General features: G+C 64.9%; 23 protein-coding genes. 9 read left to right on the top strand and 14 right to left on the bottom strand.

Translation table 11 applies throughout. The features are described from left to right. The first annotated feature begins 22 nt into the window (after positions 1–22). The 4 genes from G6P88_RS18855 to G6P88_RS18840 are packed head-to-tail and all read left to right on the top strand — an operon-like array spanning position 23 to position 4273. Positions 23–1216, top strand: a complete 1194-nt coding sequence (locus G6P88_RS18855) for a glycosyl transferase (protein ID WP_165324569.1) — start codon at positions 23–25, stop codon at positions 1214–1216. Then, entirely contained in the window at positions 1209–2366 is a 1158-nt protein-coding gene (locus G6P88_RS18850) for a glycosyltransferase family 4 protein (RefSeq protein ID WP_165324568.1), read from the top strand. The genes G6P88_RS18855 and G6P88_RS18850 overlap by 8 nt, the downstream gene beginning before the upstream one ends. Next, on the top strand, positions 2363–3343 hold the full coding sequence (locus tag G6P88_RS18845) for a sulfotransferase (protein ID WP_165324567.1): 981 nt from the start codon (positions 2363–2365) through the stop codon (positions 3341–3343). Before G6P88_RS18850 ends, G6P88_RS18845 begins: the two co-directional genes overlap by 4 nt. A 54-nt stretch (positions 3344–3397) precedes the next feature. Further along, on the top strand, positions 3398–4273 hold the full coding sequence (locus G6P88_RS18840) for a hypothetical protein (RefSeq protein ID WP_165324566.1): 876 nt from the start codon (positions 3398–3400) through the stop codon (positions 4271–4273). A gap of 28 nt (positions 4274–4301) precedes the next feature. Here the strand turns inward: G6P88_RS18840 and G6P88_RS18835 are convergent, their stop codons facing one another. The 13 genes from G6P88_RS18835 to flgB form a co-directional block, all read right to left on the bottom strand. Then, positions 4302–5303, bottom strand: coding sequence for a flagellar motor protein MotB (locus G6P88_RS18835; RefSeq protein WP_165324565.1), 1002 nt, complete (start codon positions 5301–5303; stop codon positions 4302–4304). A gap of 29 nt (positions 5304–5332) precedes the next feature. Beyond that, positions 5333–6196, bottom strand: a complete 864-nt coding sequence (gene motA / locus G6P88_RS18830) for a flagellar motor stator protein MotA (RefSeq protein WP_165324564.1) — start codon at positions 6194–6196, stop codon at positions 5333–5335. A gap of 110 nt (positions 6197–6306) precedes the next feature. Beyond that, positions 6307–7164 carry a flagellin gene (locus G6P88_RS18825; RefSeq protein ID WP_165324563.1) on the bottom strand — a complete coding sequence of 286 codons (858 nt, stop codon included), beginning with the start codon at positions 7162–7164 and terminating at the stop codon, positions 6307–6309. Positions 7165–7176: 12 nt separating this feature from the next. After that, positions 7177–8529, bottom strand: a complete 1353-nt coding sequence (gene flgK / locus G6P88_RS18820) for a flagellar hook-associated protein FlgK (RefSeq protein ID WP_165324562.1) — start codon at positions 8527–8529, stop codon at positions 7177–7179. Next, positions 8526–8897, bottom strand: coding sequence for a rod-binding protein (locus G6P88_RS18815; RefSeq protein WP_165324561.1), 372 nt, complete (start codon positions 8895–8897; stop codon positions 8526–8528). The genes flgK and G6P88_RS18815 overlap by 4 nt, the downstream gene beginning before the upstream one ends. Next, a complete protein-coding gene (locus G6P88_RS18810; RefSeq protein WP_165324560.1) occupies positions 8894–9997 on the bottom strand; it encodes a flagellar basal body P-ring protein FlgI in 1104 nt (367 codons plus the stop codon). The genes G6P88_RS18815 and G6P88_RS18810 overlap by 4 nt, the downstream gene beginning before the upstream one ends. Positions 9998–10024: 27 nt before the next feature. Further along, positions 10025–10723, bottom strand: coding sequence for a flagellar basal body L-ring protein FlgH (locus G6P88_RS18805; protein ID WP_165324559.1), 699 nt, complete (start codon positions 10721–10723; stop codon positions 10025–10027). Then, complete coding sequence (gene flgG / locus G6P88_RS18800; RefSeq protein WP_165324558.1) at positions 10704–11492, bottom strand: flagellar basal-body rod protein FlgG; 789 nt, start codon at positions 11490–11492, stop codon at positions 10704–10706. Before flgG ends, G6P88_RS18805 begins: the two co-directional genes overlap by 20 nt. A gap of 20 nt (positions 11493–11512) precedes the next feature. Then, positions 11513–12256, bottom strand: coding sequence for a flagellar basal body rod protein FlgF (locus G6P88_RS18795; protein ID WP_165324557.1), 744 nt, complete (start codon positions 12254–12256; stop codon positions 11513–11515). 28 nt (positions 12257–12284) lie between these two features. Next, positions 12285–13604, bottom strand: a complete 1320-nt coding sequence (locus tag G6P88_RS18790; protein WP_165324556.1) for a flagellar hook protein FlgE — start codon at positions 13602–13604, stop codon at positions 12285–12287. Positions 13605–13630: 26 nt separating this feature from the next. Beyond that, positions 13631–14308, bottom strand: coding sequence for a flagellar hook assembly protein FlgD (locus tag G6P88_RS18785; RefSeq protein WP_165324555.1), 678 nt, complete (start codon positions 14306–14308; stop codon positions 13631–13633). Beyond that, on the bottom strand, positions 14305–14715 hold the full coding sequence (gene flgC, locus G6P88_RS18780) for a flagellar basal body rod protein FlgC (protein WP_425594460.1): 411 nt from the start codon (positions 14713–14715) through the stop codon (positions 14305–14307). The genes G6P88_RS18785 and flgC overlap by 4 nt, the downstream gene beginning before the upstream one ends. Beyond that, positions 14712–15059 (bottom strand): flagellar basal body rod protein FlgB, encoded by a 348-nt coding sequence (gene flgB, locus G6P88_RS18775; protein WP_165324554.1) that lies wholly within the window; start codon positions 15057–15059, stop codon positions 14712–14714. Before flgB ends, flgC begins: the two co-directional genes overlap by 4 nt. Before the next feature lie 259 nt (positions 15060–15318). Here flgB and G6P88_RS18770 point away from each other — a divergent pair, with 259 nt between their 5' ends. The 5 genes from G6P88_RS18770 (at position 15319) to G6P88_RS18750 (ending at position 17814) form a co-directional block, all read left to right on the top strand. Then, complete coding sequence (locus tag G6P88_RS18770; RefSeq protein WP_345719176.1) at positions 15319–16014, top strand: motility protein A; 696 nt, start codon at positions 15319–15321, stop codon at positions 16012–16014. Further along, positions 16011–16511, top strand: coding sequence for a flagellar motor protein MotB (locus G6P88_RS18765; protein ID WP_165324553.1), 501 nt, complete (start codon positions 16011–16013; stop codon positions 16509–16511). Before G6P88_RS18770 ends, G6P88_RS18765 begins: the two co-directional genes overlap by 4 nt. Before the next feature lie 72 nt (positions 16512–16583). Next, on the top strand, positions 16584–17150 hold the full coding sequence (locus G6P88_RS18760) for a flagella basal body P-ring formation protein FlgA (RefSeq protein WP_165324552.1): 567 nt from the start codon (positions 16584–16586) through the stop codon (positions 17148–17150). 71 nt (positions 17151–17221) lie between these two features. Then, positions 17222–17500, top strand: a complete 279-nt coding sequence (gene flgM, locus G6P88_RS18755) for a flagellar biosynthesis anti-sigma factor FlgM (RefSeq protein WP_165324551.1) — start codon at positions 17222–17224, stop codon at positions 17498–17500. Continuing rightward, positions 17497–17814, top strand: a complete 318-nt coding sequence (locus tag G6P88_RS18750) for a hypothetical protein (protein ID WP_165324550.1) — start codon at positions 17497–17499, stop codon at positions 17812–17814. The genes flgM and G6P88_RS18750 overlap by 4 nt, the downstream gene beginning before the upstream one ends. Positions 17815–17830: 16 nt before the next feature. Here G6P88_RS18750 and G6P88_RS18745 read toward each other — a convergent pair whose 3' ends face one another. Continuing rightward, positions 17831–18529, bottom strand: coding sequence for a Crp/Fnr family transcriptional regulator (locus G6P88_RS18745; RefSeq protein ID WP_226946641.1), 699 nt, complete (start codon positions 18527–18529; stop codon positions 17831–17833). Positions 18530–18580: the final 51 nt, after the last annotated feature.

Genomic DNA, 18580 nt, shown 5'->3' with positions numbered 1-18580 from the left:
CTCCGCCTCGGGAGACGCTCAAATGCTGCACGACAGTTCCCCATTCGCCGACAGGTCGAAACCGCTGGGTTCCGGCGGCGGGCTCAAGATCTGCTTCCTGCTCAACGCTCAGTTGCATCAGGCGCTGCACGCGCTTCCGATCGCCATGGAACTGGCGCGCTATCCCGATCTCGCGGTCGACGTAGTCGCGGCCAGCAAGGCGCATCTCCAGCTCGCCAGTCGCCTTTCGGCGGCGGCGGCGACAGGCCCGATCGGCCATCGTCTTTCGGCGGGGCCGTTTCTGTCGGCACTGGCGCGCGCGGGCGGGTCGACCATCCCGCCCAAGCTGCTGACGCTGTGCGCACAGGCACGCTTTCTCGATCGCTACGACGCGATCGTCATGCCCGAGAGGACATCCCTGCTGCTGCGGCGCCTCGGCGTCAGACGTCCGCTGTTCATCCATAGCGCCCATGGCGCCGGTGATCGTGCGGTCGGCTATGACCCACGCATCGCCCGCTTCGACTTTGCCCTCGTCGCCGGCGTCAAGCAGCGCGAACGGCTCCGGGCAGCTGGCCTCATCCGGCCCGGCGCCCATGAGGTCGTCGGCTATCCGAAGTTCGACGCGGTACGCTGGCTATCGCCCGAAGCCCCCCACATCTTCCCCGAGCGCCGCCCCGTCGTTCTGTACAATCCACACTGCGATCGAGGGCTTTCGTCCTGGGACCATTTCGGCGAGCCGCTGCTGAGGCGCTTTGCGGCGGACAAGCGGTACAACCTGATCGTCGCCCCGCACATCAAGCTGTTCGACCGCCGCCAGCGGAAACGGGTCGAGGAGAAACTCGCCCCCTTCGCCGACCTGCCGCATATCCATGTCGATCTCGGCAGCATGCAGTCCTGCGACATGAGTTACACGCGGATTGCGGACCTCTACATCGGCGACGTCAGCAGCCAGATCTACGAATATATTGCACGCCCCCGGCCCTGCCTGCTTCTGGACAGCCACGGCCCCGCCTGGCGCGACGATCCGTCCTATCGATGCTGGCATTATGGTCCGGTCGAACGCAGCCCCGAAAGGCTGATGGACGCGGTCGATGCCGCATTTGCGAGCCATGGCCGCTATCTGCCGGCACAATTGGCCGGCCTGCGCGACACCTTTGCGGAGCATGGCGAGCCAGCATCCGTCCGCGCCGCACGGGTGATCCGCACCTTCGCGCGGGAAAGGGCCCGTCATGGCTGAAGGCGGCATGATCTGGGTGGTATCGAGGGTGTTCTCCCCGGACGAGGGCGGCGTGCAGACCTATGCCGAACGGATCGCCGAAGCCTATCGCGCAAATGGACATTGCGTCCGCGCCTTCGTGAAATCCTCTGCGGGTCCGCGTCGCATGACCCAGGGTCCGCTCCAGATCGTCGATGTCGGCCCGGGGCCGCGGTTGATGGTCTATTTCCGGCTCCTGCGGGCGATGCGCCAGGCCTGGCGCGAAGGACACAGGCCGGTGGCGATACATGCCTGCACATGGCGGGCGGCCCTGGCAGCCCTTCCTTTCCGGGTTCCGCTGATCGTGACGGTGCATGGGCGCGAGATCGGCAGGCCGCGCGCGGCTGCGCTCCGCCTCATGACATGGGTTCTGTCGCGCGCGCAGCGGATTGTGGCCGTCAGCGAGACGTCACGAAACATCCTGCTTCAGCGGCTGCCGCAGCTCGCGGAACGATGCGTGACCGCCTGGAACGGGACGACGATGCGGAGCGACCAGCCACAGGGCTGCCGCCCGGAAGATATAGCCGGACACCCGCGCATTCTGACTGTCTGCCGCCTGGTTCCGCGGAAGAACGTCGCCGGCGCGATTGCCGCTGCGGCGTCGCTCCTGAAGCTCGGCTACCGCTTCGAATATCGGATTGCCGGCCGGGGCGAAGACCTGCTGGAGCTTCAGGCGTTGATCGACGGCTTCGGCGTAGGACGCTCGATCCGGCTGCTCGGCTATGTGCCCGAGCGGGAGCTGCGGCAGCTCTACGGATCGTCAGATATCTTTCTCCACCCCCAGATCTCGCTCGAAGACGGGGCCGAGTTCGAAGGCTTCGGAATAAGCGTGGCAGATGCCATGGCGCATGGTCTCGCCTGCATCGTCGGCCGGGAAGGAGGTCCGGCGGAACTGGTGCGCGACAACGACACCGGCCTGATCGTCGACGGCCGCTCGATCGATGATGTTGCGGCCGCTCTCGAAACGCTGCTGCGGGATGTCGAGCTGCGCCTCTCGATCGGCCTGCGGGCAATGGACTGGGCGGCGAAAGCGCTCGACTGGCAGCGCCACTGCCGGCTTGCCCTTGGCGCCCCTCTCCAGGGCGGAGGCTCAACCGAAAGGATCATATCCGAACCCTTGGTGCAGCGATGAACGCTCCGCTTTTTCACATCGGCTACCACAAGACGGCCACCAGCTGGTTTCAGCAGGTCTTCTATCCCCGGGTCCGAAACCGCCGCTATGTTCCGCAGGTAAAGGTCCGCAGCGCATTTCTTGCACCACACGCGCTGCACTTCGACCCCGCCCAGGCCCGCCATGTCATCGGCGAACGATATGAAGGCCTGATCTGCTGCGAGGAGAATCTGACGGGCGGGCTCCACAGCGGCGGGCTCGCAGGTTGCCAGTCGAAGGACATGGCTCTCCGGATCCGGGCCGCCTATCCGGACGCGCATATCGTCATCTTCATTCGCGATCAGCTCGAGGCCATTGCTTCGGCCTATGTTCAATATGTGAAGGGCGGCGGAACGCACGCCATCGATCGCTATCTCTTCGGCGGCGAGAGGCTCGGCCCCCGGGCGCCCGAGCGCGACGAGATTCCCCGGTTTCGCTTCGAGCATTTCGCCTATGACCGGCTGATCGCGCATTACGACACGCTGTTCGGGGAAGAGAGGGTGCACGTCTATCGTTATGAGGACTTTCGCGCCGACAGGCGCGCCTTCCTGACGCGCTATGCGCGCCGGCACGGGCTTGACGTCGCCATCGACGAAATCGAGCTGAACATCGTCAATCCGGGCCTCGGTCTTGCCGCGCTTCTGGCGATGCGAATGGCCAATTTCCTGACCCGAAGAGCGGTTGCCGACAAGAGCTGCCTGCTGCACGTGCCGGGATGGTACAAGATCAGCAGACGGGCCATGCGCCGCCTCGCTGCCTCGGGTTGGTCCGGCCGCCCGGCGCGCGCGGACGAGATCATGCCCGCCACGCTCATTCAGGCAATTGGGCACCGCTTCCGCGAGAGCAATCTGCGGCTGGAGGAGCGCTTGCGCCGACAGCAAAGTCGGTGTCGCGAAGCGGCCGAGCCCGCGACCATCCCGACGCCTGCCTTATCGACCTATGTCTTAGAGGCGCGATAAGCTTTCGTTAACCATCCTGGGCGACAATTAAGGGATGTTAACGGGACGCCGTCCATGACCTGGCCGACCATCGGCAGCCGCACGACGCGTGACGTCAACGCCGTGCGCGACGCGATCGGACGCGCGGCCCAGCGCGTGGGCGTCGACTTCACCTATCTGCTCAACCAGGCGAAATCGGAAAGCGGCCTGAACCCCCAGGCCAAGGCACAATCGAGTTCGGCCGGCGGCCTGTTTCAGTTCATCGACCAGAGCTGGCTCGGCGCGGTCAAGACATACGGCGCGAAACACGGCCTGGGCTGGGCGGCGGAGGCGATCCGCCGACGGTCCGACGGTAGCTGGACAGTCGATGCCGACATACGCCAGCAGGTCATGGGCCTGAGGAACGATCCCGACGCATCGTCGCTGATGGCGGCCGAGTTCGCGAGCGACAATGCGCAGGGCCTAGAGAACGCCCTCGGCCGCCAACCGCGCTCTGCCGATCTCTATTTCGCCCATTTCCTCGGCCTCGAAGGCGCGACGCGCTTTCTAAAGGCGGCCGATGCCCAACCCGGCACCTCTGCCGCCGCTCTGTTTCCGCGCGAAGCGCGCGCCAATCACTCGATCTTCTACGACGGCGGCGGGCAGGCCCGCTCGCTCTCGGAAGTCTATGCGCTGATGGCACGCAAGATCGACGACCGGGGGGCGCCGCTGACGACCAGCCCTGCCGGTCCGGGCTCGGCGGAATCGCTGCGCCTGGCTTATGCCAGCGAAGTCTTCGAAGGCGACGGCATGGCGGTTCCCGCCACCGACACGGCCGAGATGCTCGCCATGATGGAGCAGGGCCAGCGCATGAACCTGCTCAAGCCCAATCCGTCGAACGCCCGGCTCGCCTATCTCATGCTCGCCTCGGGCGGCGACGCGACCATCTACGACAGCAGCCGCGACGCCTGACGCTCGGACTGACCGAACGGGCCTGTCGTCAGCGCGGAGCCTTCGCCGCCAGTTGCGCCTTTGCGGCGGCGGGCATCGCCGTGGGGTCGCTTGGGCCGCTGCCCGCCATCAGATCAACCGGCGTTTCCACGGCGGGGGCGTCCCCGAAGCCGGGCTGCATATCCGACCATGCCAGCGTGATCGACATGCGGCGATTGCGCGGATCATAGGGATCTTCGGCAGTATAGGGCTCGCGGTCGGCAACGCCCTCGATCCGCAGGAAGCGGCTATCCGCCACGCCGAAACCGGACAGGGCCTTGCGCGTGGACTCCGCCCGTGCGGCAGACAATGTCCAGTTGTTGACGGTGCGCCCCTTGGAATAGGGCATCGCGTCGGTATGGCCACGGACGATGACGGAATTGTCCGCGAAGTTGGTAACCTCTGCGACCTGCTTCATCAGTTCGAGCGCTTTGGCCGACAACTGATCGGTGCCCGACTTGAACATCGCGAAATCGGCCTGATCGACGAGATCGATCCGGAGCCCCTCGCGCGTCTCGACCATCCGCACGGCCTTGGCGAGCCCGCCCATGCCGGGCGTCTTCGCCATTTTCTCCTCGAGCATCTGCTTGAGCTTCTGGAAGGCCGCGCGGTCGCGCGAACGCATCGATCCGCTGCCCTCCGAATCGCCACCGGTGGCGTCCTTCGGGATCGTGATGGACTTGGACCCCGTCTGCGCCGCGCGGTGCGGGTAATTGTCGCGGTCGACTATCGACTCGCCACCGAAGAGGCCGTTGGCGCCCGCGCTCTTTTCCTTGAGCTGGACCAGCGTCGGCGTGAAATAGTCGGCGATGCCCTTGCGCTGCTTCTCGGTCGTCGCGCCGAGGATCCACATCAGCAGGAAGAAGGCCATCATCGCCGTCACGAAGTCGGCATAGGCCACCTTCCAGGCGCCGCCATGATGGCCGCCATGCCCGTCCGCGATGATCTTCTTGATGATGATCGGTCTGGGTTCGGGCTCGTTCTTGCCCCGCTTGGAAGGCGACTGCGCCATGGATCAGGATATCCTTAGAGAGGCGAGGCTCAACGCCCGCGCATGCCGTCGAAGACGTCGGCGAAGGCGGGCTGGTTCTCATGCGAGATGCCCGACCGGGCGGCCTCGATCACCAGCGGCAGCGGATGACCGTGCAGCGAGGCGATGATGATCTGCTTGACCACGCCGTAGATGGCGGCGTCGGCCTCGATCACCTGGCGGCAGCGGCCTGCGAAGGGCGCGACGATGCCGTAGGCGAGAAGAATGCCGAGAAAGGTACCGACAAGTGCCGAGCCGATCATCGCGCCGAGGATCGCCGGCGGCTTGTCGATCGATCCCATCGTCTTCACGACGCCCAGAACCGCCGCGACGATGCCCAGTGCCGGCAGCGAGTCCGCCAGGTTCTGCATCATGTCGGCGGGCTTGATCGCGTCGTGGTGGTGTGTCTTCAGCGCATTGTCCATCACGTCCTCGACCGCCATCGGGTCGAGCGTTCCGGACGAGATCACCACCAGGCGCAACGTGTCGGTGATCATGTGGATCAGGGTGCTGTCCTTCAACAGCTTCGGATATTCGGCGAACAGGGTCGACGCCTTGGGGTCCTCGATGTGGGGCTCGAGTGCGACCGGCCCCTCGGTGCGCAGCTTCTTCATCAGCGTCGAGACGAGGAAGATGACGTCGAGATAGTCCTTCTTGTTGTAGGTCGGGCCCTTGAAGACCTTGCCGAAGCCGCCGCCGAAGGCCTTGAGCTCCTTCATCGAATTGCCGGCGATGATCGCGCCGACGGCGGCGCCGCCGATGATCAGCATTTCGTGCGGGATCGCGTGCATCACGGGCCCCAGGTCACCCCCGGTGATGGCGAAACCACCAAACACCATGGCCATGAGGACGACGAGACCAATAGCTGCGAACATGCGCGTTCACTCCCACGCGAAATCTTCTGATGCGGCGCCCGCCGGCGCCTGCTTCCCGAATATCGTTAACGGCCGGCTAAGCCTGTTCTTTACCGGCCGTGATTTCGAATTTAGCGGAGATAGTCGAACAAAGTGTTACTGTTGACCTTGGCAAAGGCCATTTGCGCGGCCTGCAGGCTGAGAGTTCGGGCATTCAGCTTCATGACCGTCGCCGCCACGTCGGTATCCTCGAGCGAGCTGCGTTCCTCGGACAACTGCGTTGCCGCCGCCTCTACGGTATCGGCCGCCGTGTCCAACTGCGCCATGCGAACGCCCTGCGCGGCGCGCTGATTGGTGACATGGTTGATGGCAGTGTCGATGTCGGTCAGGCTGGCATTGGCCAGCGTACGTCGGGTGGCGACATCGTCGGTGGAAATCGCATCGATCGCGGACCCGATCGCCCAGTCGAGCGAGGCGACACCGTGCGTGTAGCTGAGCCCATCGAACATGGTCGATCGTTGTGTCGTCGCGGGAAGGCGCTGGGTGGCCGATGTCGACACCAGCAGCGGCGCGTCGACCGGGAACAGATCCTGTCCGGTTGGGGTCGTCTCGATCTGGAGATTGGAAAGCTGGGTGCGCAGCGAACTCAACTCCTGCACCATCGCCTGCCGATCGATCGAGGAAACCGATTCACTGGCGCCCGCCAGCGTCAGCTCCTTGACCCGATTGAAGATATCATAGGCGGTACCCATCGCCGTATCGACCTGCGCGGCAACCGATTTGGCGGTCTGGATATTGCGCGACCAGACGGTCTGGTCCGCCTGTGCACGCCGGATCTCCGCGACGCGAGCGGCCGCGATGGGATCGTCCGACGGCTTGTCGATGCGTTTGCCGGTAGAGATGGCCGCCTGCGCCTTGGCGATCTCCTCGCCCAGCTGCGACTGCCGGTTGATCTCGACCTGAGCGCGGTAGCGTGTTGCGGTGATCACCGATGTCTTCCCTTAGAACAGACCCAGAATGTCCTGCAGCATTTCCTTCGCGACCTGGATGATCCGCGCGGAGCCGCTATAAGCTTGTTGGTATCGCAGCAGCTGGGCCGCCTCGACGTCGAGGTCGATGCCGGTGACCTCGTCGAGCGCCTGCATCGCTCCGTCCCTGTAAGTGGCCGCAGCTGTCTTCTCGGCATTGGCGGAAGACACAGCCTGCGAGTGGATCGACACCAGCAGCGACCATTTCGCCTCTGGCCCGTTCGAATTGCGCGTTGTCTTGAGATCGAGGGCGTTGCCATTGGCCACGCCGGAGGTCGAGGCCGCGGCGATCTTCGACAGGTCGCTCGTGGCGACACTCAGATCGGCGGCGTTCGTGCCACTTAAGAGCGCCGCGCCGGCAGCGCCGTTCCGGTCGATGCCCGCCTGGTTCCAGCTGTTGAGCGTGCTCGCGAAACTGACCGCGATGGCGTCGACCGCCTCGCGTCGGGACGCGATCGCCGACGCCGCCTCGACGAGCCCGCTCAGGGAACCCGATTGCGCGGTGATGCTGACCTGGGTCTGGAGACCCGAAGCGACCAGTGACAAGCGCCCGTCGCTGGCCCGCACGACGCCGACCAGGCCCGGATAGGGTTCGCTGGAATCGACCAGCTTGATCACGCTGTTGCCGAGCAGCCTGACGTCGGCCCGGCCGTCGTCTTCGAAACGGACCTCGACGCCGATGGCATCCGAGATGCTCTTGAGCGTCGCGTCGCGCTGGTCGAGAAGCAACGCCTGCCCCGCCGATCCCGGTGAAGCGCGCAGCAGGCCGACGTTGATCTTGACCAGATTGGCCATGTCGGAATTGAGCTTCTGGACGGAGGAGTCGGCCACCGAGCCAAGGCCGTCGGAGACGGACTTGAGCGAGCTCGCCGTATTATTGAACTGGTTCGTCACTTCGGTGAGCGCCGTCAGCATGGTGCGACGGTTGGTGTCGCTCGACACGTCGGTGCTGAGTTCCTCTGCGGCAGTGAAGACCGAGGCCATCTTGACGCCAAGACCGACATCCGAATCGTCGAGCGCGCCTTCCGCCGTGTTCAGCCAGGTGGCTTTCGCTTCCGCCTTGGCGGCTTCCGAATTGGCGAGACGCGCATAGGAGCTGCGATAATTGTCGTAGACGCGCTGCACGGCCGCGACGCTCACGCCGCCGAAAACCGCCGACGAGCGATACTGATAGTTGTTCGACGTCGCGACGGCGGATTCGCCCAGCCGGACGGTGCGGCGGGTATAGCCCTCGGTCTCCGCATTGGAGACGTTTTCGCCGACAGTCGACAGCGCCGCCCGATAGGCGACGATACCGGACCGGCCAATGGCGAGAAGGTCGCTCACTCACCCCCTCCCGGCGATGTGGTCGAGGGGGCAATCTTGGTGGCAGTCGTCATGGTCACGGCGCCATCGGCGGCCGGTGCCTTCTTCGACACACGGGCCTCGAACTGCTTCACGAGCATCTCCGCGATACCGAGCGCGCCCTTGTCGGCGAGGTCGGTCGCAAAGTTCGAATCCTGCATCTCGCGAAACTGGTCGGTCGCCTCGCTCCCGAAGAGATCGTCCTCGTTGAGCTTCGCCTCGCGCATCGACTTGAGCATCTGACGCGTAAAGATCGCCTCGAACTGCTTCGACGCGGCCTTGAGCTTGTCGAGCTCGCTCGCCTTGGCGTCGCCGAGCGCGCCCGAGCGGATGGAAACGCCGTCGATCATAGGACCACCAGCTCCGCCTTCATCGCGCCAGCCTGCTTGAGGGCCTCCAATATGGCGACCAGATCGGCCGGCGACGCGCCGATCGCATTGACCGCCTTGACGATCTCGGCGAGCGAGGCGCCCGGCTGGAACTCGAACATCGGCCGCGCCTCTTCCTGCACGTTGATCGCGCTCGACTGCTGGACGGCAGTCTCGCCCTTGGAGAAGGGTGCCGGCTGGATCACCTGCGGCTTCTCGTCGACCTGGACCGTCATCTTTCCATGCGTCACCGCGACCGGCGCGATCCGGACGGCGCCGTTGATGACGACGGTTCCGGTGCGGGCGTTGACGACGACACGGGCGGGCGCGTCGGCGGTATCGACTTCGAGATTCTCGATGCGGCTCATAAGAGCGGTGCGCAGTTCGGCGCCCGGCGCGGCCTCGATGGTGATGGTCGTCGCGTCGATGGAGCGCGCGACCGGCTGGCCGAGGGCAGCGTTGATACGGGCAGCGACGCGCTGCGATGTCGTCAGATCGCCTTCCGCCAGATCGAAGCGCAGCTGTGGCGACGTCGCAAAGCCGGCATCGACGCTGCGTTCCACCGTCGCCCCGCCGGGAATCCGGCCGGCCGTCGGTACGTTGATCGTCAGCTTCGATCCATCGGCCGCATCGATGCCGAGACCGCCGACCGCGAGATTACCCTGCGCCATGGCATAGATCTGTCCGTCGGCGCCCATCAGAGGGGCCATGATCAGCGTACCGCCGCGCAGCGACTTGGCCTTGCCCAGCGCGGAGATCGTCACGTCGAGCCGCTGGCCGGGCTTGGCGAAGGCCGCCAGTTCGGCCGTCAGCATGACTGCCGCAGCATTTTTGAGCGCGGGGTTCACGCCCGCAGGCAGCTGCAGTCCGAAGCGGGAGGCCACGCCCTTCATGCCGAGCGTCGCATAGTCCAGGCTGTCGTCACCCGTCCCCGCCAGACCGACGACAATGCCGTAGCCGGTCAGCTGGTTGGCGCGGAGGCCGGCGAAGGCGCCGATGTCCTTGATCCGCTCCGCCTGCGCGGGAAGCGCCGGTGCGAGGCCGGCGATGCAGAGCAGGGCGATGAGCAGCGAGCGGAACATTAACGGCAGATCCTCAGAATTCTTGAATCAGAATGGACTCAAGATGGAAAAGAAACGGTTAAGCCATCCCTGCCGCGAGCCCCGCGCGATCTCGCCCTTGCCCGAATAGACGATCTTGGCATCGGCCACGCGCGTCGAGGGCACCCGGTTGTCCGGACCGATGTCCGCCGCGCGAATGAAGCCGACGATGCCGATGTTCTCGTCACCCCGGTTGAGGGTGAGGAACTTCTCGCCGCGCACCATCATCGTCCCATTGGGATAGACGCGGGCGATGGTCACGCTGATCTCGCCGTTCAGCTGGTTCGACTGCGCAGCATTGCCTTTGCCCGCGAATGTGCCGCCACCACTTATGGCGGCGTCGGTCGCACCGAACAGCGACAGCGGACCGGTGGTCGGCGGCGTAAGACCCACATTGCCCGACCGATCGGTCGATGCACTGTTCGATTTCACGGCCTGTGTCCGCTCGACCAGCGTGATCGTGACGATGTCGCCGACCATAGCCGCGCGAGCGCCGTTGGTCAGCGCCGAATAGCCGTTGGCCGATTGGAAGATGGCACCATTGGCCTCGGGCGGTCGCGGCTCGACGGCGAAGCTCGGCATATAGTCCGGATCACGGAACTTCTGCTTCGCCTCTGCCCGATCGAACGCCGCGCTGCCCAGGAGCAGAGCGACCATGGCGAGGGCACCGATCCCCTTCATGTCGCTATCAGACGTTCTGGTTGACATATTGCAGCATCTGGTCGGTCGACTGGATCATCTTGCTGTTCACCTCATAGGCGCGCTGCGTCTCGATCATATCGACCAGTTCCTGGACGATGTTGACGTTGGAGGATTCCAGCGCTCCCTGACGGACGCTACCGCGGCCATCGATCGCGCCGGGCCCGACCTGCGGCTGGCCCGAGGCCGACGTCTCGGTCAGGACGTTGTTGCCTTCGGCCTGCAAGCCGGCGGGGTTGGTGAAGCGGGCGATCTCGATCGTGCCGACTTGGGAGGCTTCGGTCTGGCCCTGCAGCGTGACGCTGACCGCGCCATTGGCCGCGATGGTGATGTTGGCCGCCCCGTCGGGGATCTGGATCTGCGGCAGCACCTGATAGCCGTCGCTGTTGACCATGGTCCCCTCGGCCGACAGGTGGAAGCTGCCGTCGCGGGTGTACCCTATGCGGCCGTCAGGCAGCTGGATCTGGAAGAAACCCGAACCTTCGACCGCGAGGTCGAGCGCATTGTCGGTTGTCTGCAACGAACCCTGCGTGTCGACCTTGGCGGTGCCGTTGATCTGGACGCCCGAGCCGAGATTGGTGCCGGTGGCGAAGCGGGTCGATTCCGACGAGGCCGCGCCGGGGGCAGTCATCGCCTGATAGGCGAGCGTCTCGAAGCTGGCCCGGTCGCGCTTGAAGCCGGTGGTGTTCACGTTCGCCAAATTGTTGGCGATCACCTGCATGCGCATATTCTGCGCATCGAGGCCCGTCCGGGCGACGTGCAATGCTGCATTGGTCATCGTGACTTCTCCGTTCTATTTCAGTCGAAGCGCATCAGTTCGCTGGACGCCTTGTCGATGTCCTGCGCCGCGCTCATCATCTTCACCTGCATGTCCCAGCCGCGGCTGGCCTCGATCATGTCGATCAACGTGGAGGACACGTTGACGTTGGATCCTTCGAGGGCGCCCTGTCGAACCTTGGCGTCGGGATCAGTAGGCAGCGTTCCGCCATTCCTGGGCCTGAACAGGCCGTCCAATCCCTTTGCGATCTGCATCCCGCTGGTCCCGGCCAGCTTGAGCCGGTCGACCGTCTGCATCTGCGACGGATCGCCGCCCTGCGGCACGATCGAAATCGTACCGTCGGCCGCGATCGTAAGCTTGTCGAAGGGCGGCAGCGTGATCGGGCCGGCATCGCCGAGGACGGGCAGGCCGTCGCCGGTGGTCAGCAGTCCGCTGTCGCTCAGCTGCAGGTCGCCACGGCGAGTGTAGGCCTCGTCGCCCTCGCGGCTCTGCACGGCCAAGAGCGCATCCTTGGTATCGAGCGCTACGTCGAGCATCCGGCCAGTCTCGCTGATCGTCCCTGCCGTCATGTCGGCCGAAGCCACTTCGCCCGAATTGGCGACGCGGCTTTCAAAGCCCTCGCCCTTCAGCCAAAGCGCTGCGCTTGAGCTCATCTCGGCGCGGAACCCCGATGTGTTCGCGTTAGCGAGATCATTGGCGGTCATCGTCTGACGCGCCATCGCCGACCGCATTGCCGACAGCGAGCTATAGATCAGCTTGTCCATCGCGGGGCTCCGTCAACCGTCGTCAGGATCAGGCGCGCAGGTTCACGATGGTCTGGGTCATCGTGTTCGCCGCCTCGATCGCCTTGGCATTGGCCGAGAAGTTGCGCTGCGCCTGGATCAGCGCGACCAGCTCCTCGGTGATGTCGACATTGGCCTGCTCGAGCGCGCCCGACTGGATCAGGCCCGTACCGTTGGCGTTCGCCTCGCTGATCATCGGCTCGCCCGAAATACCGGTCGATCCCCATTTGCTGTCGCCGAGCTGACGCAGGCCTTCCGGGTTGGAGAAGGTCGCGAGGATGATCTTGCCCAGCGCCTGGCTGTCGCCGTTCGAGAAGGTGGCGACGACGAGGCCCTGCGCATCGACCGAGACGTTGTCCAGCTGGCCTGCAGCATAGCCGTCCTGAGTGAAGCTGGTCAGCGTGAATGGCGCCGAAGCCTGGCGGGTGTTGGAGCCATAAGTGAGCGCGAAGCCGATCGGACCGGTTGCACCCGAAGGGCTGACCTGATTGGTGGTCAGCGTCCCCGGCGAGGCGCCGTTGATCGTGCTCAGAGTGCCGAAGCTGTCGAAGACGAGCGTGACAGGCGTCGCCGGCGAGCTCACCGCAGGATCCATGCTGATCTCCTGGTCGCCGATGAAGGTCCGAGCGGTCCAGGTCGTCGTGGTCGTGGTCGCGTTGGGAACGTTTTCGCGGATATAATAGGTCGTCATCGGGAAGGAGGTTCCCGACGCATCATAGACCGTCGTCGTGGTCGATTGATTGTAGCTGTTCGCGTCGAACCGGTCGAAGGCGTACGGATTCTGGGTCGTGTAGACCGAACGGTTCGACGGCACGTCGGCGTCGGCGGGGAAGGTGATCGACAGATCGACCGTCTGGGTGGCGCTCGACGTACCCGAGGTCAGCGGCAGCTGCAGCGACCGGGTCGAGCTCAGGCCGGTTGCCGTCAGCGTACCGCGCGAGTCGGTCGGCAGCACCTGCAGATAGGCGCCCGAGCTGTCGACCACATAGCGCTGGGAGTCGACGCGGAACGAGCCGTTGCGGGTGTATGACACCTGCGAGTTGGAGGTGGTCGACCGCGTCACGAAGAAGCCCTGGCCCGAAACGGCGAGATCGAGCGACCGTTCGGAATTCTCGAAGCCGCCCTGGGTGAACTGCTGGGCGATCCCGCGCAGGCGGGTGCCCTGACCCGCCGTGGTCGAGCTTTGCAGCGGTGCTGAGGAAACGATGTCGCCGAATTCGGCCGCGCTCTTCTTGAAGCCGGTGGTGCCGACATTGGCGACGTTGTTGGAGATGACCGCGAGTTCGGTCTGCGAAGCCTTGAGGCCGGAAAGAGCGGTATAGAAGGACATGGTCTAGAGAACTCCGTTACCGAAAGTCAGGAAATCTGAAGGGCCGCAGCCGGATCGATCGACCCGAGCGGCGTTACGAGTTTGGTGGCCCCACTCGCCGGCGAGCGGACGCCGGACACGGTCGTCCAGCTGCTTGTGGTCGCGGCGAGTTGCTGGGCAGAGGTATCCTTGGCGTTGACCGAGATCGTCAGCGGGCCTTCGACGGCCTTGCCTTCGCTGTCCTTGCCATCCCAGTAGAAGGGGATGTCGCCCGCCTTCACGTCGGCGGCGCTGCCGGTATAGACGACCTTGCCGGTCGCATCGACAAGGTTGATGTCGACCCGCGACGCATCCTTCTCGATCGTCACATTACCCGCATAGGCGCCATCGGACAGCGCGGTCGCCGACTTGGATTCGACGAGTACCGCCTTGCCGATCCAGCTCGCAGCGTCGCCGACACGCGAAGAGGACAGCGTCTCGGCAATGCCCTTCAGCGACTGGTTCATCTCGGCGATACCAGTCGTCGAAGAGAACTGCGCCATCTGGGCGACCATCTGGGTGTTGTCGACGGGATTGAACGGGTCTTGGGTCTGCATCTGCGTGGTGAGCAGCTTGAGGAATGCCGCCTGATCGAGCGTGCCGTTCGACTTCTTCGTCGTGGTCGACGACGACGTGCTCGTGCCGCCCAGACTGTCGAGATAGCTATTGCCGGTGGATATCGTCATTTGCCGAGCCTCAGCGTGTCGAGGGTGAGTGTCTTCGCGGTCTGCATGACCTGGACATTGTTCTGATACTGACGGGCGGTCTCCATCATCTCGACCAGCTCCTGCGCCTGATCGACCCCCGCCTCCCAGACATTGCCGTCCTTGTCGGCTTTGGGGTGGTTGGGGTCATAGCGCTTGGTCGGCTCGATGTTGGACGCCACCACCTGATCGACCTTGACCGTCGCCACGCCGGGAGCGTCGGTTACCGACGAGAAGACGGGCTTGATCGCGCGGAAGGCCTCGGCCTTGCTGCTCGCGACCGAACCGGCATTGGCGAGGTTGGAAGCGGACGTATTGAGGCGCACCATCTGCGCCGACATCGCCCTGCCCGCTATGTCGAAAACGGAGAGATTGCCGGCCATCGTCATTCGCCCTTCAGCGCTTGCATGATGGTGCCGACGCGGCCTTCGAGGAAGGACAGCGTCGCCTTGTACTGCAGCGCGTTCTCGGCGAACTGGTTCTGCTCGGTCGAAAGCTCGACCGTGTTGCCGTCGAGCGAGGTTTCGAGAGGAACGCGGTAACCAAGATTGCGATCGGCCGCCTGCCCAGCGGAAAGTCCGCCGGTCGCGTCCGAAAGCGCCTTCTGGAAGTCGATGTCGCGCGCCTTGTAGTTCGGCGTGGCGGCGTTCGCGATGTTCGAGGCAAGCAGGGACAGGCGCTGCGATCGCAGTTCCAGCGCCTTGCCGTGGATCCCGAAGAGCGGATCAGCCATTTTTCGCTCTACCTTCTAAAAGTGCTGGCAATCCGGTCGTTAACCCTGATGGGACATGTTCGCGGACGCCTTCGGTACCGCCGATGCAACTGCCGTGCCAAACGTGGTTAATGGGCTCTTCAACCCGATAATCCCGGGCAAATGGCGGTGAAGCGGCAATATCCTGCCGGAGGCGGCAAAGTTTTGCCGGTCCCCCTTGCCGCGCGCGTTAGCCATCTTCGGCAACGCTCCGTTGACCGGTCGGGGAGATAAGGGGGACATGATGATCGCGCTCGAAAGCATTGCCCGATACATCGACCCACTGGCGCTGGTGATCGTCTTTGGCGGTACGCTCCTCGTCACCATCTTCCGTTCACCGGTTCGGGACATCGGTAATGCGATTAGGGCCCTGGGCCTGTTCGGAACGGCCGATCCTGCGGCCGATGCCGCTGCAGCGCGGGTCTGCGTCAGCCGCATTCGCGAACTGGCCGAGCTGCGCAGCCTGTCCTGCGTCGACCGGGTGGAGACGGCACAACGCTTTCTTCTGAGGGCGGCACGCACCTTGTCGGACGCGCGGAGCTCGGCCGACTTCGCACGCTGGGCCGAAGGCGAGATCGACGCCCGCCGGCAACGCCATCAGGCCGCCATCGCAGTCTGGCGGGGCATTGCGGAAGCCGCGCCCGCGATGGGCATGATCGGCACCATCATCGGACTGGTCCAGATGTTCGCGCGCATGGACGACCCATCCCAGCTCGGTCCCGCCATGGCTGTCGCGATGCTGACGACACTGTACGGCGTGCTCCTGTCCTCCGGGATCGCCGCGCCCATCGCGGCCAGGCTCGAAACTCTGTCCGATGCCGAGCTGGCCTGGCAATCGAGCGCCTGCCGCCAACTCGAACTCATCGCCCGCGAAGAACTCGACCGTGCGCCACCCCCGGCGCCCGTCGCTAGACCGCGGCTGCGGACCGTTCCGTGAGGCGCGACATTTCGCAGCGGTGGGTGCTGAGCTTCGCCGACCTGGCGCTGCTGCTGCTGTCCTTCTTCGTGCTCATGCAAGCGCAGGTTGCGGACCGGATGAGGCTGGCCGCAGGACTGCGCGAAGCGTTCGGGGGCGGCAACTCCGCGCGCGGCAGCGACGCCCGCGACATCGGCGCCACGCTTTCGGCCGGATCGCTGTTCGAGCCGGGGGAAGCCGTCTTCCGCCCGGGACAGTCGGACCGGCTCCGACGGATCGGCGCCGCTGCCGCCCGCGAAGGCAAGCGCGTGCTGGTCGCAAGCGAGGGGCGCGAGGGCGCCAGTGCGCGGCTGGATGCCTGGGAACTTTCGGCAGCCCGGACTACGGCGGTCGCCCGCGCCGTACGCGGCGGCGGCCTGCCCGACGCGATGATCGACATCGCCATTCCCCCAACGCGACGCAATGATCCGGCGACCGGCCAGAAGATCGCCGTTCGCCTTCTCCCCGGGCGGGTGTAAGGCGCGCGGCGGCGAAAAAAGGCAAAGACGGCGTTAACCAAATCTTTGCGATCGCCGCTCTATCGTTGCGTCATGAACCGGAAACCGACCGCTTCCCGATCGCTTCGCACGCTGGGCAACGCCATGGCCCTTGCCGTCGCGCCGGTTGCTGCCAGCGCGCAGACGGCGCTTCCGCCGGCCCAGAATCTCGACACGCTCGAGCGGATGGTGGTGGCAGCCCTGGGTGCGGATATCGGTCAGGTCGGTGGACCGCTGGCCCCGCTCGATCGGCGCATGCGGCTCGCCGATTGCGGCTCGGGCGTGCAGATCGACCCGCCGAGCATCGGCGCGGTCACGGTGCGCTGCCCGGCTACCGGCTGGCGGCTGCGCGTCCCGCTGGCACGCTCCGCGACAAGTTTCTCTCCCCGCCCCGGCACGCAGGCGCCACAGACCGCAGCCATGCCGGCCAGCGCGGTGCGCCGTGGCGATCCGGTCAAACTCCTTGCCGTGGGCGACCGCTATTCGATCAGTATCGACGCGACCGCGATGGAGGATGCCGATATAGGCGGCCGGGTCCGCGTCTCGACCACGGCCAAGGGGTCGACCTTGTTCGCCGAAGTGATCGATGTCGGCCGCGTCCGCTTGCTCGGATTTAAATAATTTGGAAACCTGTCGTTACCATGGACAGAGGTGAAATCGCGGGCCTCGCGCCCTGAGTGAAAGGACAAGTCATGATCAATGGGGTAGGACCGGCCAGCCCGACCCGCATCGGTCAGGTCAAGGACGACAAGGTCACATCGGTATCGCCGACCCAGCCGACAGCGCCCGTCGCCAGCACGCCCGATACGGCGCCATCGCTGGTAAAGGCGCTTGCGGAGGCCGGCCCGCCGGTCAACAGCGAGAAGATCGAAGCCATTCGTCAGGCCATTGCCGCCGGTCAATATCCGATCGACGCAAAGGCGATCGCTGCCAAGATGATTGCGCTCGACCTGCCCAAAGGCGTGGCGTGAGCCAGACCATCGTCGATGCTCTTGCCGCATCGAGCGCCGCACTGGTTGTGGCGCTCGATGCGCAGGATGTCGACGCCATCGAAAAAGCCCTGCCAGACCTCTCGGCCCGCGTGGCGCAGATGAAGGCCCAGGGCGTTTGGGCCCCTTCGCCCCGCCTGAAGGCGAGCCTGCTTGCAGCGATGGGATCGGTCGATGCCGCCCGGCTGCGGCTACGCTATCTCGCCGACCGCAACCAACAGCATATCGACATGCTGGCGGAAGCCGCCGGCCGCTTCGACTGCACCCCCGCCACCTACGGCCGCCAGCCGCGCTGAGCGCGCGATCGAGGATTCAGGCAGCGCGACCGGTCCCCGGATAGGTTCCGGCAAGAACCGTCTCGAAATGCCGCTCCACCAGACTGTTACACAGGCAGGCCATCCCTTCCAGCCTGGTGGGGTCGATCACCTTTATGACGCCACGCCGCACGGTGATCAGGCCCATCTCCTTGAACCGTCCGACGATCCTGCTGACATAGCTGCGGCCGACACCCATGATCGACGCCAGCTGCTCCTGCTTCATCGTGATCTCGTTGCGGCCAGTCCTCGCCACGGCCGCACACAGCCATTTCGCCGCGCGCTGCTCGATCGTATGGTTCGCGTTGCAGGCGACCGACTGAAATACCTGCGCGAGCAGGCAATCCGCATAGCGAGCGAACAGCCGCCCGATCGATGGCGAGCGCTCCTTGATCTGCTCCAGGTCGCTCGTCGCGATCGAGTAAAATGGCCCGCCATGCAGAATGCCCGTGCGCGCGAAGGCCGGCAATTGGCCGTTGCTAACGATGCCGCCCACCGCGCCCTCACGGCCGATCATCGCCGTTTCGACAGCATTGCCATTCTCCAGCATGACCATGAACGACGCGACCGATGGCCCGCAGGGGAAATAGCAGCGGTTTATGACATCGCCCGGTTCGTAGAGAATCTGTCCCGTCTGCAGGGTGCATTCATTCAAGCTGTCCGCGAGCATCTGCCGATCAGCATCCTGCAGGTTCATCAACAAGTTACTTGCGCCAAGCAGCATATCACCTCGTTACGCCACACTAAT

The organism is Rhizorhabdus phycosphaerae (genome assembly GCF_011044255.1).
Classification (GTDB): Bacteria; Pseudomonadota; Alphaproteobacteria; order Sphingomonadales; family Sphingomonadaceae; genus Rhizorhabdus; species Rhizorhabdus phycosphaerae.
This window is presented reverse-complemented; position numbering and strand designations above follow the sequence as displayed.

Coding starts and splice junctions, on each gene's coding strand:
- G6P88_RS18815 (WP_165324561.1), bottom strand. CDS start 8,897: ATGATCGACGGCGTTTCCATCCGCTCGGGCGCGCTCGGCGACGCCAAG.
- G6P88_RS18790 (WP_165324556.1), bottom strand. CDS start 13,604: ATGTCCTTCTATACCGCTCTTTCCGGCCTCAAGGCTTCGCAGACCGAA.
- G6P88_RS18805 (WP_165324559.1), bottom strand. CDS start 10,723: ATGTCAACCAGAACGTCTGATAGCGACATGAAGGGGATCGGTGCCCTC.
- G6P88_RS18850 (WP_165324568.1), top strand. CDS start 1,209: ATGGCTGAAGGCGGCATGATCTGGGTGGTATCGAGGGTGTTCTCCCCG.
- G6P88_RS18745 (WP_226946641.1), bottom strand. CDS start 18,529: ATGAACCTGCAGGATGCTGATCGGCAGATGCTCGCGGACAGCTTGAAT.
- flgB (WP_165324554.1), bottom strand. CDS start 15,059: ATGGCTGATCCGCTCTTCGGGATCCACGGCAAGGCGCTGGAACTGCGA.
- flgG (WP_165324558.1), bottom strand. CDS start 11,492: ATGACCAATGCAGCATTGCACGTCGCCCGGACGGGCCTCGATGCGCAG.
- G6P88_RS18760 (WP_165324552.1), top strand. CDS start 16,584: ATGAACCGGAAACCGACCGCTTCCCGATCGCTTCGCACGCTGGGCAAC.
- G6P88_RS18845 (WP_165324567.1), top strand. CDS start 2,363: ATGAACGCTCCGCTTTTTCACATCGGCTACCACAAGACGGCCACCAGC.
- flgC (WP_425594460.1), bottom strand. CDS start 14,715: ATGACGATGGCCGGCAATCTCTCCGTTTTCGACATAGCGGGCAGGGCG.
- motA (WP_165324564.1), bottom strand. CDS start 6,196: ATGTTCGCAGCTATTGGTCTCGTCGTCCTCATGGCCATGGTGTTTGGT.
- G6P88_RS18770 (WP_345719176.1), top strand. CDS start 15,319: ATGATGATCGCGCTCGAAAGCATTGCCCGATACATCGACCCACTGGCG.
- flgM (WP_165324551.1), top strand. CDS start 17,222: ATGATCAATGGGGTAGGACCGGCCAGCCCGACCCGCATCGGTCAGGTC.
- G6P88_RS18795 (WP_165324557.1), bottom strand. CDS start 12,256: ATGGACAAGCTGATCTATAGCTCGCTGTCGGCAATGCGGTCGGCGATG.
- G6P88_RS18835 (WP_165324565.1), bottom strand. CDS start 5,303: ATGGCGCAGTCGCCTTCCAAGCGGGGCAAGAACGAGCCCGAACCCAGA.
- G6P88_RS18810 (WP_165324560.1), bottom strand. CDS start 9,997: ATGTTCCGCTCGCTGCTCATCGCCCTGCTCTGCATCGCCGGCCTCGCA.
- G6P88_RS18855 (WP_165324569.1), top strand. CDS start 23: ATGCTGCACGACAGTTCCCCATTCGCCGACAGGTCGAAACCGCTGGGT.
- G6P88_RS18785 (WP_165324555.1), bottom strand. CDS start 14,308: ATGACGATATCCACCGGCAATAGCTATCTCGACAGTCTGGGCGGCACG.
- G6P88_RS18840 (WP_165324566.1), top strand. CDS start 3,398: ATGACCTGGCCGACCATCGGCAGCCGCACGACGCGTGACGTCAACGCC.